The 1370-nt window shown below is 45.0% G+C and carries 2 protein-coding genes; both read left to right on the forward strand.

Features of this window, described 5'->3' with window-relative positions:
• The coding region (locus ACTHSP_RS20575) for a YggT family protein (RefSeq protein ID WP_440346832.1) at positions 1 to 465 on the forward strand (465 nt) is incomplete at its 5' end.
• 234 nt (positions 466 to 699) lie between these two features.
• Positions 700 to 1116 (forward strand): RNA polymerase-binding protein DksA, encoded by a 417-nt coding sequence (gene dksA / locus ACTHSP_RS20580; protein ID WP_049350731.1) that lies wholly within the window; start codon positions 700 to 702, stop codon positions 1114 to 1116.
• The last annotated feature ends 254 nt before the right edge of the window (positions 1117 to 1370 follow it).

The following is a 1370-nucleotide window of genomic DNA, read 5'->3' on the forward strand; positions in this document are numbered from 1 at the left end:
CACCCCCTGCTCAAATTCAGCATACAGGCAACAGGCTGGCTGACCAAACCTTGGCAAAAAGCATTTCCATCCGGCGAAAAAACCGATTGGTACTGCCTGTCCGCAGGTTTTCTGGTGTACTACCTTGCCTGTACCGCCATTATTTTCATCTCACCGGCGCTGTCCATCAGCAATAAGCTGATTTTGGCAAACTTCTGGTTTGCCGTACTCCATATGTTGAAAGCCGCGGCCTATACATTACTTATCGGTCTGATTATTAGAATGGTGTCCGGCATACAGGGCCGCTATTCCCCGTTGACTTATGCCATCGAACGAATCCTGCAGCCATTGCTCAAACCGTTTTCCTTCTTACGCGCAGGGCGATACGATTTTTCAGGCAGTTTGTTGGCACTCTTATTATGGTTGTGGCTGGCCCGATGGTTTCCCCAACTTATCCAGCAAACCAACCTATGGTTGCTTCAATAGGCCGTCTGAAAGCACAGCAGGTATTAACGACCAAAAATACAACGTCCTAAAAAGCGCTTTAATACATTTAGGTGTAAGGTAGTGCAAAAAAGTGCAAATCGAAATATAAAGAACAAATGAATAGGTAAAACGTGATATGATTTCGCCCAATTTCCAAAACGGAAATTCAAGAAAACCCAATAAAAGCAAACCCGTAGCATCCAAATCATTAACAACAAACCGAAAGCAGACACCATGGCAAAGCTGACAGAACAAGATATTTTAAACTGGGATGGTCCTGAAGAGGACTACATGAACAGCGACCAATTGGCCTTCTTCCGCGAACTACTGGTTAAAATGCAAGAAGAACTGATTGAAAATGCAAATACCACTACCGGCCATCTTCAAGAGCACGAATCCGCCCCCGATCCTGCCGACCGAGCTACTCAAGAAGAAGAGTACGCTTTAGAACTGCGCACTCGCGACCGCGAGCGTAAACTTCTCAATAAAGTGCAAGCGACTATCCGCAGCATCGACGAAGGTAATTACGGTTTCTGTGCCGATACCGGCGAACCCATCGGACTCAAACGCCTGCTGGCACGTCCGACCGCGACATTGTCCGTAGAAGCGCAAGAGCGACGCGAACGAATGAAAAAACAGTTCGCCGACTAAAATATAAAGATAGATAAACCTCAAAAGGCCGTCTGAGAAGAGCAATTCAGACGGCCTTTGTTTTGTATTTTTTTTGTATGTTTGGATAGTGTAGAAAGGTTATTGTAGTTTTTTATAAAATAAAAACCCTGTTAAAACAGGGTGGTGGTTGGATTTTTGAAAATAATTTCGAGAAAAGTGTTGACTGGTTTTGTTGTGAGGCGTATAGTTCGGTTCTTCGCTGCTGACGCGGTGAAGAAAACGAAGCAGACAGT

The sequence above is a fragment of the Neisseria sp. P0001.S005 genome, assembly GCF_051963715.1.